Raw genomic sequence first — 16,651 nt, forward strand, 5'->3', positions numbered from 1 at the left:
TGGGATAAAAATATGAGATTTTAGAGCGGACTTTATTATATGGAAAGAATTAGGGAAATGGGCATAAGGCGAGAAGGGATAAGGGTTTGAGGGATTTCGGTTTGGAGCGGAGTTTATTTTAAATATACACATATTGCCGACGTACAATAAAGTCAGTAAGAAAGTCGACAATATATATCTAAAAAACTTTTATCAAAGCCAATAAAGTCTTTTCAAAAGTAAAATAAAATTGTATCAAAGCCGTGTATAATGAACCTGAGAATGGGGAGTTGTACACGGCTCATTTTATGTGGGGAAAAATTTCCAGAGTTTTATTAAATTTTTATTATTACGCTTGTAATATTAAAGTGATTGTGCCAATATATCTTTCAGATATATATCTAGAAGATATATTGAGAGGGATCAATCCGTAATATTTGGTAAGAGAGTCGTCTGCCATTGTGAGATCCGAGTTCCTTGGCATACGTCAGACAAAGTTATATATAGATTGGTGTGACAAAGTTTTAAGAGATTTGGAAGGGCAAGGATAATATGGGGGAAACAATAGAACTTCTGCGAAACAACGTAGGATTTTCGTGGAAAGGGTTAATAATTTTTCTATTACCTATGCTGCCGAACGTTTTGTTTTTCATATTTAAAGATCCAAACGGCAATATGTCAGCAGCCAATAATCATTTCGTATTAGACATTGTTGAACATGGAAGCCAGGTAATATTTGCCACCCTTTTGATATTTATGGTCAGCAGGAAGGATTCTCCGGTATTATGTGGGTATACAATTCTTATGTTAATACTATTATTGGCTTATTATGGATTATGGATCGGATACTTTACAATTGGTGCTGATTTTATAATGCTCATGGCGATGGCTGTTTTACCTGTGATATATTTCATCTTAGGAGAAATTTGGCTTCATAATATACTTGCTGTTATACCTACAGCAATCTTTGGAATAGTACACATTATAATTACTTATATGGATTATCATTAACCGCATTAGGAATTGTGAGTATAAACTTCATATTGTGAGTAGGATTTTCATATGCAGGTTTGATATATTTATTGATGCTTTGGATTCCAAATACCATGATAAGTTGTATTTTAAAGGAGAAAAATAAATGAGATATGGAAAAGTTATTGGCGTAGGCAATACAGCAACTGTATATGAATGGGCAAAAGATAAAGTCCTTAAACTTTTCTATCCAGGCTATCCTAAAGATGCGGTAGAAAGAGAATTCCATAACGCACTGTCAATAAGGGATATGGATTTTCCAAAACCAAAGGCTTATGAAATAATTTCTTCTGAAGAGAGAATCGGTATTGTATATGATATGGTGAAAGGCGAATCACTGCTGGATTGGGTTATGAAAACTGGTGATGTGCAGGAATGTGCAATATATATGGCAAAGTTACACAAGGCAATCATTCATAATAAGGTTAGCAATGTGCCAAACTATAAGGAATTTTTAAAGTCTCATATACCAAATACTCTATCAGTTAATTTAAAGAAACAAGAAGAAATATTGCAAATGATAGATAGTTTACCAGATGGGAACACACTTTGTCATGGTGACTTTCATCCAGGCAATATACTCATATCGGATGGGCACACAATGGTCATAGATTTCATGAATGTATGCCATGGATATTTTTTATACGATGTTGCAAGAACTGTATTCTTGGTGGAATATACACCTGTGCCAATGGAAGTGGATGATAGAGAACTCTTTTTGCGATTAAAGAAAGCACTGGCAGATTTGTACCTTATGCAAATGAATGTTACCAGAGAAATGATACAAGATTATCTATCGGTTATCATCGCTGTTAGAGAAGGTGAATGTCCAAACGAATAATTAAGTGCAAATGGATGAAATAGTTTTAGTTATTATATTTAAGCTTAACTCTGCATGTTATTCAGGGATGATTAATTTTGGAGGGGTTATTTTGGAGTTTGAGATAAAAATCCATGAACATTTATTTGGCGATGAAAGGCCATTTAACAATTGCCATGCATCTACATTGATACTACTTCCTAGTGATGAAATATTGGTGGCATATTTTGGAGGTACCGAGGAAGGTAATGATGATGTTGCAATTTGGTATTCAAGAAGGAGAGGAGGGAGATGGTCTTCTCCTGTAAAAGCTGCAGATATTAAAGGAATCCCCCACTGGAACCCGGTACTTTATAGAGAAGAAGATGGAACAATATATTTATTTTATAAAGTTGGTCATAAAATTCCTCAGTGGCGCACCTTGCTTATTACTTCCAGAGATAATGGTCAAACATGGTCAGAATCTAAAGAACTGGTTGAAGGTGATAGAGGGGGGAGAGGCCCTGTAAAAAATAAGCTTATAAGATTAAGCAATGGTACATGGCTTGCTCCTGCATCGGTTGAAGGTGAATACTGGAATGCCTTTACTGATTCATCATTTGATAGAGGTAAAACTTGGATAAAAGGTGCTGCGGTGCCTTTAAAGCGCACTGGGAATAGTTCTTTTGTAGGGAAAGGAGTTATTCAACCTACGCTATGGGAATCAACTCCTGGAAGAGTACATATGCTTCTCAGAAGTACTGAAGGATATATTTTTAGGAGCGATTCCCTGGATTATGGAAGGACATGGTGTGAGGCATATTCTACTGGATTGCCGAACAATAATAGCGGTATAGATCTGGTAAAAATGAATAATGGTATATTAGCCTTGGCATATAATCCTGTGGGTCAGAATAGGGGACCAAGATTTCCACTTGCAATAAGCCTTTCACATGATAATGGGCTTACATGGAGAGAAAAAATGATTCTTGAAGAACAGCCGGGTGAATATTCTTATCCAGCAATAGTAAGTAACGGCAACAATTTATTTATTACCTATACATGGAAACGTGAGAATATTGCATTTTGGGAAATTACATTAAAATATTAAAGTATTTGCATTTTATGTATAGTATTCAGGCTTTAGTGCTAATATAGGTTTACTAAAAATTTTAGTATTCAACAATTAAGGTAATGAAATATTATATATTCCTTTTCTTAATTGTAATTAGGCAGCATTCAAGAATATGTACATGAGTGAAAAAATCTATTCGTTAGCATAACCATATTATACTGAGGTTCCACACCGTCTGCTGTACTGGCAAGAAAATGCCGATAAATTCGGACTTGATTGGGCAGATTTTTTATTGGATGATAACAAGAACTAACCAAGGAAAGATTATTGAGCGAAAATTAAGGAGTTTATAATTGTATTCCTTATGTAACAATATCGATAAGATATTTTATATGATGTAAATACTATTTACATGTAAATAGTATTTACATCATATAAAATATTAGTATATAATATACACGATATGAATATACAGAATAATATTTCAATTATCAATTTATTGTAAGTTTTGTGAGGAAAGCGATCAGCATGTTAACTAAAAGAATTTTTGAGCAGGTCCGTGAACTTATTGAAGAGGAAGCACGTGATAAAAAACCAGGGGAAGCTTTGGATACCGAGGTTAATTATGCACGACGTTTTGGTGTAAGCCGCCCTACTGTCCGTAAAGCAGTCGAAGATCTGATAAGCATCGGATTGATAAGCCGTATACCTGGCAAAGGGCTTGTCATGGCGGTGCAGGATGAGACGCCATATAGAGGTAAACTTTTGATTGCGATTCCATGCGATACTGGTGATGGATTTTTGTTCCGTGTAATGATGGGCTGTGTAGAAGAGGCGAACCTTTTGGGCTTTGATTACAAGATACTCAGTACTAAAGATTCTGCATCAAGGCTTGAACAGGTTAAACATGAGCATATAAGCGATTTTTGCGCTGTCATTACTTGCTGCTATGAAGAAGATGCGGAGTATGAACTGATATCATATCTTAAGAGGAAGGGTTTGCCTGTAATACTCATAGATAATCCGCCAAGGCATATTGATGTTCCATGCATTACTTGCGATGATTACGACGGTGGTTACAAAATGGGGACATATCTGGCCAAAAAGGGACACAGGAGTATAATCAATATTTCAATAGATAGACCTGTATTGACAATTGAGAGAAGAAACAAAGGCTTTTTACAAGCCATGGAAGATGCAAGTGTTAATTATGACAAGTCATTAATCATAAATGGGACCCAGGAATTTTACTCACGTTTTACTCCCCGGGATTTTAAGTCTGGTAAATATACGGCAATATGCAGTCATACTAGTCTCATGATTTACGATATAAGCGGCTGGCTTTATAAAAATGGTCTTAGCATATATGATGATGTATCAATAATGGGGTATGGTGATCTTGCTTATGTTCCAATGCAAAATGTATTTTTGACTTCCATCGGTGTGCCGATTTATGAGATGGGAAAAGGTGCCGTGGAAGAGATAAGTGAGGCAATACTTGCAAAGCGCCCGGTTAAAAGCAGACAGTATGAAGTGTGGATTGATAAGCGTCATACAGTAAAAAGGGTAAATGATTAGTCATTTGATTTGTTGAGAATGGTTGAAATTATGCCTGAAGGGGAGCATATCAATTAAGGTTCCATTAAAAATGTTATAAAATCAACAGTATTCTTAAACAGAGCTATTTTTTTACCGGATGTCATGTCGTTTGCAATTCAAATAAATGATGCAAAAAATATTTACATGTAAAAAAATATATTGACATACTTAGATATTAATTTTATAATAAGTATTAGATAATTCACACAATTTAATATTTTACGATATTACATATAATTCAATTTACTATGTTGATTTTGTTGAAGGTAAAATGTGAATGAAAAAATCCAACAAAATATTGTAATTTATTATTAATTAAAAATTGATAATTTTATAATTTACAAAAAGATAATACCAACACATGTCGTAAATCATTGCAATATAGATGCTTTAATAACGAGCTATAATCAAATAATATTGTCAGTTTAGTTCAACATCATAAACGTAGGGATTTTTTAATGCTGTTATTGATGTTTTGTTGAACAGATTGTAATTGTCATAATTAAGACTTCAAAAAGAGCATAAAAATCCTATTGATTGAAAATAGATTTTTATGCTCTTTTTGAATCTGCTTATTTGGGCTAGTTTTACATTTTTAGATAAATTATGATTTACATCTTTACTTTACCTGTTATACTGGATGCTTTTTAATTAAACTTGTTGCATAAGAATAAAATATTACAAATAAATATAAAAATATATTTCGATGAAAGGATGACGACTATATGGACAATGATAAGGCTTTACGATTTAATCATCGCATGAGTTTAAAAAAAGTATTTAGCAAATATGGTTCATTTTATCTGTTCCTTTTACCAGCCATAATATGGTATGCAATATTTGCTTACTACCCGATGACCGGTATAATAATAGCTTTTAAAAAATACAGATATGGTTTGGGCGTATTTGGGAGCCACTGGGTTGGACTTCGATATTTTAAAGAATTTCTGGCCGATCCACATTTCTATGAGATTATCCGAAATACTGTTGTGATCAGCCTAGCAAAGCTTATAGTAAATTTTCCTGCTCCAATAATTCTAGCCCTTATGTTTAATGCAGTAAGTGCGAAAATATTTAAACGTACTATGCAGACTGTTTCATATCTTCCTCACTTTGTATCCTGGGTTGTTGTGGCAGCCATTATACAAAAATTTTTTTCACCGACTACCGGATTGATTAATGATATCAGGGTTTCAATGGACTTAAAACCCATATATTACCTTGGGCAAAAGAATCTCTTCCTTCCTTTCATAGTTCTTTCCGATATGTGGAAAGGAGTAGGGTATGGTTCAATAATATATCTTGCAGCACTGACAGGTATTGATCCGACACTTTATGAGGCTGCTGAAATAGACGGCGCAAATGGTTGGAATAAATTATGGCATATTACAATTCCAGGTATAAGCGGAACTGTAGGTATCATGTTCCTGCTCAGCGTAGGCGGATTGTTCGGGGCAAATATGGAACAGATATTGCTTTTACAGACGCCTGCTACATTTGATGTATCTGAAGTTATAGATACATATGTATTAAAACGAGGTTTGAACATGAACCAATTTGATTATGCTACGGCAGTAGGGCTCTTTAGAAGTGTCATAAGCCTTGCTCTCGTAGTTACTGCAAATTATTTATCAAAGAAATTCAGTGAAGTATCTTTGTGGTAAGAGGTGAATAAAATGAATATAGAGACGAACGTACCTAAAATAAATTCAAACAAAGGTATGAAGATTAGAAAATCACGCAGCCAAATATTAGGGAAATGCATTAATTATACATTACTTGCTTTATTAGGACTAATATTTTTGTATCCCTTCTGGTATTGCATTGTATTATCTTTTAATAATGGACTTGATGCATTAAAGGGAGGAGTATACTTCTGGCCCCGTGCCTTTACATGGGAAAATTATTTGAAAGCATTTCAAAATCCATTGATTTTTTCATCTTTCAGGATTTCCATTGAGAGGACATTACTTTCTGTCGTTTTATCTGTTTTTATGACGGCGCTTATGGCGTATGCTCTATCTCAAAGAAACCTTCCAGGCCGTTCAGGGATAATATTCTATTTTTACTTTACAACGCTTTTTTCAGGTGGACTCATTCCGACTTACATCCTGTACCGTCAGATAGGCCTGCTTAACAATTTCTGGGTTTATGTATTGCCAGGACTATATAACTTTTTCAATGCCATAGTATTAAGGACGTTTTTCTATACAATTCCTGAAAGTTTGAAAGAATCCGCCCGTATCGACGGCTGTTCGGAGATACAAATTTTCTTTAAGATAATGTTGCCTTTGTCGATGCCAGCTCTGGCCACGATAGCTTTGTTTGTAGGCGTAGGCAACTGGAATGACTGGTTTACGGGGGCTTATTTTGTTACAACTAAGCGTGAACTTTATACAGCGGCCACATTGCTCAATGATTTACTATCCCAGGCAACTTTTGAAAGCTCAACAGGCTCAACAGGCCAGAAGGCGCAAATAAATGAGGCACTTGCAGCAAGCGTAAGCAAAGCGACGACTCCAGAATCTTTGAAAATGGCATTTTTGGTAATACTCACAATCCCGATAATGTGCATATATCCTTTTCTTCAGAAATACTTTGTCAAGGGTGTAATGATTGGCTCAATTAAAGGATAAAACCTTTATTCGAGATATAAAAATAAAATATTACAAGGAGGCTTATAGTAAAAATGAAGAAAGTTGTTTCAATCTTGCTATCTATAATGCTGCTAAGTACATTTGCAGCATGCGGTGGTAAGAAAGTTAATTCAAATTCCTCGAAAACAGGCGGAGTTACTACATACATTTTTCTGAATTGCTGGAACGGCGGCGCAGCTGACTTCCCTGATGGGTGGGATAAGTCACCACTTGTTGCTGAACTGGCGAAGAAGACGGGTGTTAAATTAAAAGTGGAGACCATAACATCATCTGAAAAAGAGAAGCTTGCTACTGTTTTTGCAAGTGGAGATCTTCCTGATATCACAAATGCTCCATACTGGAGTACCGATCCAGGCGGAGAAGGTGAACTAATTAAAAATGCAGCGGTAGATGGTTTGATTCTTCCTATCAAGAAGTATATAGATAAATATCCAAATATAAAGAGAATGTATCAGGAAGGTATTGTTTCAAAAACTTATTTGGATAAGGATATTAACAATAAAGAGTACGAGGGTGAAATATATGTTATTCCGACTCAGACACCGCGTACTAAAGACGATGTAACAAACTGGGCTTATAATCTGTTTTGCAGAAAAGATATACTTGCTTCTTTGAATATAAAATCGGAGAGTATTACATCAACTCAGGCAGAATATGATCTTATGAAGAAGATCAAGGATGGGAACTTTAAGGACATAAATGGGAAACCGGTTATCGTTGGAAGCACATGGCATGATGGTTGGAACTATGCTGATTTTCTGCGTGGTTTTGGAACCGGGAATGTAACTGGTTGGTCTAAAGATTCAAGCGGAAAGCTTGTTAATGATAGATTTACCCAAAATGAAATAGACAAAGTGTTATTTATGCGCAAGCTTGTTTCTGAAGGACTTTTTGATCCTGAATGTTTCACTCAAACTGATACTCAGGCTAAAGAGAAAATCGTTACCGGACGTGTTGCGATGTTCGGGTGCCATTATCCCAATGAATATGGATTTTTGAAGGGAACACTATATAAAGATCATCCTGAGATGGAATATGTTCCGTTAGGACCAATCCTGAATGAAAAGGGAGAAGTTCCGGCACAGATATCCACAGATGGACGCAGCGGCTCGCCAGTACTTTTCTTCTCAAAGAAAATAAAGAATCCTGAAAAAGCATTGGGTTTTGTCGATTACATTAACTCAGATGAGGGATTGAAACTTGTAACATTCGGAATAGAAGGAACACATTATAAGATGGATGGAAAAGTTCCAAAGTATACCGATGAATGGAATAATATAAGAGCTACAGATGATACTAAATTCAAACTTGCAGGTTTTGGCCTGGCAGGAAATTTCGTAGGAGCTGATCCGCGTAATGGCTGGGGATGGAATCCTGATTACAGTGAAGCGGGATATGTAAATGCCCGTAAGGTTAGTCCGTTGAAGTTCATCGATTATAAAACCGCCGATGATGTCGTCAACACTTGGCCTGGTAAAAAGGCATATGATGAAAAGATGTCTACTTACAATTATGATGATGAACTCAAGAAAGCTTATCTTGCGAAAAGTGATGCCGATGCGACAAAAGTCGTTGAGGAAGTACGTAAACGCATGAAAGCTGCAGGATATGACGAAATGGTCAAGTACCTTAATGATGAGGTTGCCAAGGATCCTAAGGTTTTGAATTAACGATGCTTGATGCAACAACCTGAAAAAATAATATTAGCAAAAACAAAAAGGTCCGCTTAACAAGCGGACCTTTTTTGCGAAAATAAAGAAGGTCCAAATGTGAGAAACTTCTGTATCCATATATTGGTATGAGTCTACCTGAGGATATATCGGGAACTGGGCTGCTCAAGCATGAATCACAGTTTTAACGGCTGTTTTAATTGATCCATTAGTATTCTTCTCCTCGTTTGATTCTTACTAAATGTTAAATATGTGAAATTTATGAGAATTAAGATAACTAAATTTTAGACACAAATCGTTAAAATACAGCTAAATAAAAATAAATGTATTTAATATAAAATGTATTTGATTTCGAGAATATCTGTTAAATGAATATTCCGTTTAAAAGCTCCATGTTCGGATAGTTGGCTCCGATCAATCCGGAGAGATGTGTTCCAATCCAAACAAGTAAAGTTGGTAAATTCTTTGTGACATGTTAGTGATTAATAGTATAAATGCATTTGCACTTTATTTAGATCAATATAGTGCAGATCAATAGGTAAAGGGGGAGTGTTTTTTTGGAAAAACAAATTATGATATCAAAACCTAAGAGTTTATGGTCAAGGTTAGTAAGAGATAGGTTCCTTTATTTATTAATTGCCCCAGGAGTTATATATTTTATAATTTTTAAGATTATACCTTTAGGAGGACTGATCATATCTTTTGAGGATTATTCTCCATATAGAGGATTTTTACATAGTCAGTGGATAGGTTTAAGTAATTACATACGCTTTTTTTCAAATAAAGATTTTTTATTACTTTTGAGAAATACTCTGGTGATAAGTTTCTTGAATCTAATATTTTATTTTCCGATTCCCATAATTTTATCACTTTTATTAAATGAATTAAGAAATCAGAGATTTAAACGTATTTTACAATCGATTGTGTATTTGCCTCACTTTCTTTCATGGGTAATTGTAGTTGGAATATGCTATATATTATTTTCACAATCAAATGGGATTATCAATCAAATAATAATGGCATTTGGGCACAATAAAATTGATTTTTTACAAAATCCGCATATTTTTTGGGGAATGTTGGTTGGACAAAATATATGGAAAGAATCAGGGTATGGAACAATTGTATTTCTTGCAGCAATTTCAGGAATTGATCCACAACAATATGAAGCAGCAATTATTGATGGTGCAAGTCGCATTAAACAAATGTGGTATGTTACGTTACCAGGGATAAGAAGTACTATTATTACTCTTTTAATATTACGTATAGGCAGTATTATGAATGTTGGTTTCGAACAGGTGTTTCTTATGATGAATGGTGCTGTATCTGAAGTTGCAGATGTATTTGAGACCTATGTATATAGAGTAGGCGTACAGAATGGTCAATTTAGTTATACTACTGCGGTTGGTTTTTTTAAATCAATAGTTGGATTAGTGCTTATTTTATTTTCAAATTATATTGCCAGAAGATTTGGTGAAGAAGGTGTTTATTGATGAAGGAGAGCAAAAACGATCGTATTTTTGGTATTTTTAATATTATTCTCTTAGTTATAGCAGCACTTATAATAATTTTACCGTTTTATTATGTTGTTATTATTTCTTTTACAGATCCTACTGAATATTTAGCCAAGCAAGGCTTTGTTTTCTTTTTAAATAAACCTTCTTTAGCTTCTTATAAATATTTACTTTCTACTTCAACATTCAAAAGAGCAACTTCAGTTAATATTTTTATAACAATTATAGGAACAATGCTAAGTTTAATAGTTACAGCTGCTTTTGCCTATGGTTTATCAAGAAAGCGTTTAGTTGGTCGCAGAGTTTTACAGTTTATTGTTTTAATTACATTGATATTTGACCCTGGTATCATACCAAATTATTTGGTAGTACGTAATTTAAAACTTATAGATAACATTTGGTCTTTAATTATTCCAACGTTAACTAGTGGATGGTACATTATTTTAATGAAAAATTTTTTTGATAGTATGCCGACTGAATTAGAAGAAGCCGCGTTAATTGATGGATGTACAGATGCAGGTGTATTTTTTAAGATAATACTTCCTCTATCTGCCGCTGCATTGTCAGCTTTTGGTCTTTTCTTTGCTGTGGGTTACTGGAATACTTTTTTTAAAGCCATTTTGTATATAAATAGTCCTGAAAAATGGCCTTTACAGGTATTATTACAAAATATGTTAATCGATTCAGTGACATCTGAAGCCGGTCAAGAAGGTGGAGAAATGCCTCCTGCAGAGACTATAAAGATGGCTGCTGTAATAATATCTACATTACCTATATTATTTGTGTATCCTTTTCTTCAGAAAAACTTTACAAAGGGAATATTGATAGGCTCAGTTAAAGGATAAATAGTGTTTTCAAAAGTAATAAATTATCCTTAAATTAGGGTGTGATAGGATATCGATATCCTAATAATTATATAAGAAGGTGTATAAAAATATGAGTCTGTGATTCAAAGACCTATTATAATTCAATTAAATTTAAAAGGAGGAAATAAAAATGTTATTTAAAAAGAGAAAGTTGATTTCTACTTTTTTAATTGTTTTTCTTGTTATTTCAGTGTTGTTGGTTGAGTCTTGTGCAAAAAATAATAGCGCTAATACAAATAAGAGTGGATCAAGTCAGGAATCACCTACTGTAGTTACGATATTTACTGAATTTAACACTCCACAGCCTCCTAATTCCAACAATGCAGCCCAAAAAGAAATTGAAAAGCGTACTAATACTAAATTGAACATTATGTGGGCTTCTGCAAACAATTTCAAGCAGAAGGAAAATGTCATACTGGCATCAGGTAATATACCTGATTTAATGAAAATTGTAGATGGGAATTATGGTATTAATAATACACAGTTTATACAGATGGCAAAGCAGGGAGCTTTTTGGGACTTAGGCCCTTATCTAAAAGATTACAAAAATTTAATGCTATATCCAGAAGCAATTTATAATAAGTGCAAATTAGATGGGAAACAATATCTATTACCTTCAGTAAGGCCTTTGGAAGGTACAAGCTATTTTGCAATCAGGAAAGATTGGGTCGATAAATTAAATCTGAAAGTTCCAGAAACAATAGATGATTTATATAATGTACTTAATGCATTTAAGAATAATGATCCTGATGGCAATGGAAAAAATGATACTATTCCATGGAATGGTTGGGGCTGGTCTAGTGTAATCGATACATTTAATGCAAGTACCGGTAAATACAAAGTATCAAATGATGAATTGGTTAATACAGAATTATCGCTTGGTACAAGGCAAGGACTTGAATGGTTGGCAAAAGCATACAAAGACAAATTAATGGACGCAGATTTTTCTACTTTTAAAAAATCTCAAGCTGAAGATCTGACTAAAGGTGGTAACTGTGGAATGGGAGTCGATACTGTTGAAGGAATGTGGAGATCTACTGAGGCTTGTTTGAAAATAAATCCAAAAGCTGACTTTTTACCACTGAATTATTTAACTGGTCCTAATGGCAAATATGCACCACAAGGTAGTGGTATGAGCTGTGCATATGCAATTCCCAAAACAGTTAGTGAAAAGAAGATGAAAAGTATACTTGCTCTTATGGATTTTGGAGCATCAGATGAAGGATTTACTTTAGCATGTTGGGGTGTTAAGGATGTGGATTATACTGAAGATAGCGATGGCTTTAAGACTTTGACAGCTCAGGGTATTAAGGATAATATTGGGCAGAGTTCTTATGGCAAAATATTTGAAAAATATGATAAATATTTATGGGCATTAAGAACAGGTATGCCAAAGAGCGTTTATGAAAGGAATAAAAAGATTATTGATGTAAGGTCAACTTTAAGTATACCTGATCCTACTGTTGGCTTGGTTTCTGAAACTGGTATAAAATTAGGCTCGGAATATAATCAAAAAGCCAATGATTTAAAAACCAAGATTATTATAGGCTCTCAACCGATAGAAGCTTGGGATAAATATGTTGAACAGCTAAAATCTGATCAAGACTATTTGAAAATTGATAAAGAATATAATGATGCTTATCAAGCAAAATTAAAACAGCAATAGTTTAGATCTGATTAGACGAGTAAATATACCAAATTTCATAATTAACATTGCTCGATATATTTAATATTCAGTTTAAATTTTTTTGTAAATAATGCAGAGATTTTCCCATCTTTTTGATAAATCGGTTTTTAAAATCTAAATCAAAAGATAAGGGAAAGTCTTTTGCATGATTTTATAGCAAAGGAGATTGAAATGAATAATTCATATGATGTAAATGTAGATTTAAGTGATGATAAAAAATCCTTAAAAAAATTTTATAACGCAGTGGGTTATGCAAATACAGACTACACATATACAGAGCCAACTAAGAAAATGTATGATTATTTATCTTCTTTTAATAATCATTTTCAATATGTAAGGATGCATAATATATTGACATCACACGGTAAAGGTGATTACTATTTCCTGCATGGAATGGATTATGGGAATCCTGAAAATTATAAAAGTGATTGTGTTGTTTCGATGGACGATAATGATAATATATCATTTAACTGGGAAGTTGTTGACAAGGTTTATGATATATTAGTGGAGCATAACATGCGCCCTATTGTGGAAACTGTGTATATGCCTTATTGTCTTCAAAAAAGTCAGGAGCTACATTTTATACCTAAAGATTTAAATTTATGGTACAAAGTATTGCATGAATTCGTAATACATTTGCAAAATAGGTATGGGAAGGAAGAAGTCGAAAAATGGTATTTTGAAATATGGAATGAACCTGACGGTGAAAAATACTGGATAGATGATCCATCGACATTTTTTGCTATGTATGATTACATGGAATATGCAGTGCATTCTGTTGATCCCCTAATTAAGGTTGGTGGACCTGCGACTAAACAGTGGTCAAAAGCATATGAAATATTCACATCATTTTTAAAACATTGCTCTGATGGACTAAATTTTGCAACTGGTAAATTTGGCACCAGGATTGATTTTATTTCAGTTCACTGCAAAGGTGGCCATCCCGAATTTTATAATCCTTCATCGGATGTAATGTTTGATTCTCTTAAAATTTATCTTGATATATTAAAGAAATTTCCAAAATATGAGAATATAGAATTTTTTAATGATGAATCTGATATTGTATGGGAAGGGAATCAAGGCATAAATAAAAAAAGTTGGCTTAATTTTAGAAATACACATTATGCATCGGGTTTTACATGTAAAATGGTCAATAAATATTGCGATATCGTGGAAGATATTTACAATGTCAATCTTTCACTTGTTGTTAGTGACAATTGCCATTTACAGTGGGAAAGATTTCTATTTAGTGGCAACCGTTCTCAGTTTACGCCGCTGGTAAAATATCCTTCTGCCGATTTGTTAAAAAAGCCAATTTTTAATGCATATGTGCTTCTGAGCCATTTAGGGAATGAACGTTTGCATGCTACATGCCCGGATAAAGAATTTGGAGAAAAATTTGGTGTTCTTCCGACAATTAAAGATAATATTTTATCCATAATGTTGTGGAATTTCGAGGACGGAATAGAAGACGATATAAATGATAGAATATTGAATATTACACTTAAAGATATGCCTTTCAAGGCAAAATACAAATTAATACATTACAGAATAGACAAGGACCACAGCAATTCCTACAGTATATGGAAACTTATGGGGAGACCTGATAAGCCTTCTGTTGAACAAATAAAGAGTATAAGAGAAGGGGAAAATCTGGAGTTATATCAGCCTGTAAAAGATATTTATATTGACAAAAAAGTAAATTTTAAACTATTGATGCCCATGCATGCCGTATCGTTGCTACTCTTTGTCCCTGAAAATAGTGAAAAGCCGGAAAAGAGTACATTAATAAAATCGAAAGTTGAAAGAGGAATCAATGGTAATTTACAGGTGTTTTTAAAATGGAAGCCAAATGTTGAAGATGACTTCTTATATTATAGATTATTAAGGAGAAAAGAAGGTGAGAGTGAATTCAAAATAATAAGCGATAATACTTCATTAAATACTTCTATTTATATAGACATGGATGTAAAAGCAGGATGCTGCTATTATTATAAAATAATATCTATAAATGCATCGATGAAGGAAAGTAATCCTTCAGATGAATTTAAAATTACTATAATTTAGAAGGAAGGCATTATATAATGATAACAAAAATGGCTATGGCAAAATTGGAATTAGTAGATAAAAATACGAAAGGCTCCCAGATGGTTGCGGTGTTAAACAAACCGTATGATATATCTATACGTTATGCTAAAATTCCAGAGCCTAGTGACGATGAATTAAGAATAAAAATCAAATGGGTGGGTATTTGCGGTTCGGACCTTGAAACATATAGAGGTTTAAGATCTACGGATTTTATAACTACTCCTTCAAGGTTAGGTCATGAGGTGGCCGGCATTATCGATAAGGTAGGTTCTAAAGTAATAGGGCTAAAAAAGGGAGATAAAGTTACATGCAGGTATGTCTGGGGTGCTTTTGCACAATATATTGTTTGTAAACCATTTAATGTTAAAGTAGTACCTGATTATTTTCCATTGAAAGATGTTAGTTTAATGGAAATCCTGCCTGGTGTTATTCATGCGGCCAAATTGGGTGAGATCAATCAGACTAAAAATGTTTTAATTATGGGACAGGGCGTTAGCGGGCTTATATTAACACAGGTAATAAAGCTTTTCACCCCTAAAAACTTAGTGGTTACGGATTTATATGATAAAAAAATTAAGCTCGGTTTAAAGTATGGGGCATCAAGTGCATATAAAATTCCTAATGTCAATACGCCAACTATGGATATAGTTAAAAAAGACTTCCCAAATGGATTTGATGTTGTTATTCCATGTTTGCTTGAAGGTGATGGGATGGTTGATGCTATAGAATGTTGTTCAACATGCGGAAGAATAGTTATGTATGGTTGTATAGGTGTTTGCAATAAGCCCATTGACTTTTTTAAAGTACATAGAAAAAGACTTGAAATATATTCTACGGAACCGAGACGGGATATTGATATGAGAGAATTTTTTGAAATGGGAGTTTCGATGGTAAAGGATGGGCTTGTAAATACATCTGAAATTGTGACTCATGAATTTCCGTTGAGTAAAATTGATGAGGCTTTCAAGGTGCGAAATACCCCTGATGAAAACACCATCCATGTTCTTATTGATTGTGAAAAATAAATATCTTAATCTAGGGCATAAAATAAACTGTGTAAACTCCAAATAAGTAATATGATAAAATATCATCATTGGAGGGTGCACAGTTTATTATAATGTTACCAATATCATAACAATGAAGACATCAGTTATTGAACGATCAAAATTGTTCTATTGGGTGCGCATTTCCAGTATCCTGTACTAGTTTTTAAACTTTTGAGAGGAATGATCATTCATGTTTGATAACTTATTAAGTGTACTTTGGATTGCAAGATATGATTATGAATCAGGATGGAAGTTGAAAAACCATAAACATTCATTTTATCAAATTGTTTATATTATAGATGGTAAGGGATATTTTTTAATAAACAATAAAATATATGACATATTGCCTACAAGAGTTTTTATTATAAAACCTGGGCAAATCCATAATATAGAGAATAACAGCAAATTAATTATTAAAACTCTAGATATAAAATTTGATGTATTCGACAGCAGAATAAAAAAGATACTACAAAATATGGACAACTTTATGGGAACAGATCAATCTAAAATAAGGACTTTTTTAGAGGAAATAAAGGACGAAGGTAATACTAAAGGGGTGTTTTACAAAGAATACAGTGCGCTGTACCTGTTTTTTGCAATAGCAAATTCCTCACTTTTGCAAAGGTTTTTCCCCAGGCACTG

13 protein-coding genes are annotated in these 16,651 nt (G+C 33.6%); all 13 read left to right on the forward strand.

Features of this window, described 5'->3' with window-relative positions:
* Window positions 1–531 precede the first annotated feature (531 nt).
* Window positions 532–990, forward strand: coding sequence for a hypothetical protein (locus tag QME45_12675; protein ID MDI6619501.1), 459 nt, complete (start codon window positions 532–534; stop codon window positions 988–990).
* Window positions 991–1,117: 127 nt separating this feature from the next.
* Window positions 1,118–1,852 (forward strand): aminoglycoside phosphotransferase family protein, encoded by a 735-nt coding sequence (locus tag QME45_12680; GenBank protein MDI6619502.1) that lies wholly within the window; start codon window positions 1,118–1,120, stop codon window positions 1,850–1,852.
* A 91-nt stretch (window positions 1,853–1,943) separates the two neighbouring features.
* A complete protein-coding gene (locus QME45_12685) occupies window positions 1,944–2,921 on the forward strand; it encodes an exo-alpha-sialidase (protein ID MDI6619503.1) in 978 nt (325 codons plus the stop codon).
* 492 nt (window positions 2,922–3,413) lie between these two features.
* Window positions 3,414–4,463 carry a GntR family transcriptional regulator gene (locus tag QME45_12690; GenBank protein ID MDI6619504.1) on the forward strand — a complete coding sequence of 350 codons (1,050 nt, stop codon included), beginning with the start codon at window positions 3,414–3,416 and terminating at the stop codon, window positions 4,461–4,463.
* A gap of 746 nt (window positions 4,464–5,209) precedes the next feature.
* Window positions 5,210–6,148, forward strand: a complete 939-nt coding sequence (locus QME45_12695) for an ABC transporter permease subunit (protein MDI6619505.1) — start codon at window positions 5,210–5,212, stop codon at window positions 6,146–6,148.
* A 12-nt stretch (window positions 6,149–6,160) separates the two neighbouring features.
* Entirely contained in the window at window positions 6,161–7,120 is a 960-nt protein-coding gene (locus tag QME45_12700) for a carbohydrate ABC transporter permease (protein MDI6619506.1), read from the forward strand.
* Between the two features lie 53 nt (window positions 7,121–7,173).
* Entirely contained in the window at window positions 7,174–8,811 is a 1,638-nt protein-coding gene (locus QME45_12705; GenBank protein MDI6619507.1) for a hypothetical protein, read from the forward strand.
* A 557-nt stretch (window positions 8,812–9,368) separates the two neighbouring features.
* Window positions 9,369–10,301 carry a sugar ABC transporter permease gene (locus QME45_12710; protein MDI6619508.1) on the forward strand — a complete coding sequence of 311 codons (933 nt, stop codon included), beginning with the start codon at window positions 9,369–9,371 and terminating at the stop codon, window positions 10,299–10,301.
* Window positions 10,301–11,167, forward strand: coding sequence for a carbohydrate ABC transporter permease (locus QME45_12715; GenBank protein ID MDI6619509.1), 867 nt, complete (start codon window positions 10,301–10,303; stop codon window positions 11,165–11,167). Before QME45_12710 ends, QME45_12715 begins: the two co-directional genes overlap by 1 nt.
* Window positions 11,168–11,318: 151 nt before the next feature.
* A complete protein-coding gene (locus tag QME45_12720) occupies window positions 11,319–12,854 on the forward strand; it encodes an extracellular solute-binding protein (protein ID MDI6619510.1) in 1,536 nt (511 codons plus the stop codon).
* A 192-nt stretch (window positions 12,855–13,046) separates the two neighbouring features.
* A complete protein-coding gene (locus QME45_12725) occupies window positions 13,047–14,942 on the forward strand; it encodes a hypothetical protein (protein ID MDI6619511.1) in 1,896 nt (631 codons plus the stop codon).
* A gap of 17 nt (window positions 14,943–14,959) precedes the next feature.
* A complete protein-coding gene (locus QME45_12730) occupies window positions 14,960–15,988 on the forward strand; it encodes an alcohol dehydrogenase catalytic domain-containing protein (GenBank protein MDI6619512.1) in 1,029 nt (342 codons plus the stop codon).
* 211 nt (window positions 15,989–16,199) lie between these two features.
* Window positions 16,200–16,651 (forward strand): AraC family ligand binding domain-containing protein (locus QME45_12735; GenBank protein MDI6619513.1); only part of this gene is annotated, 452 nt, incomplete at its 3' end.

The sequence above is a fragment of the Clostridiales bacterium genome (assembly GCA_030016385.1).
In the GTDB taxonomy this organism is placed as follows: domain Bacteria; phylum Bacillota; class Clostridia; order Clostridiales; family Oxobacteraceae; genus JASEJN01.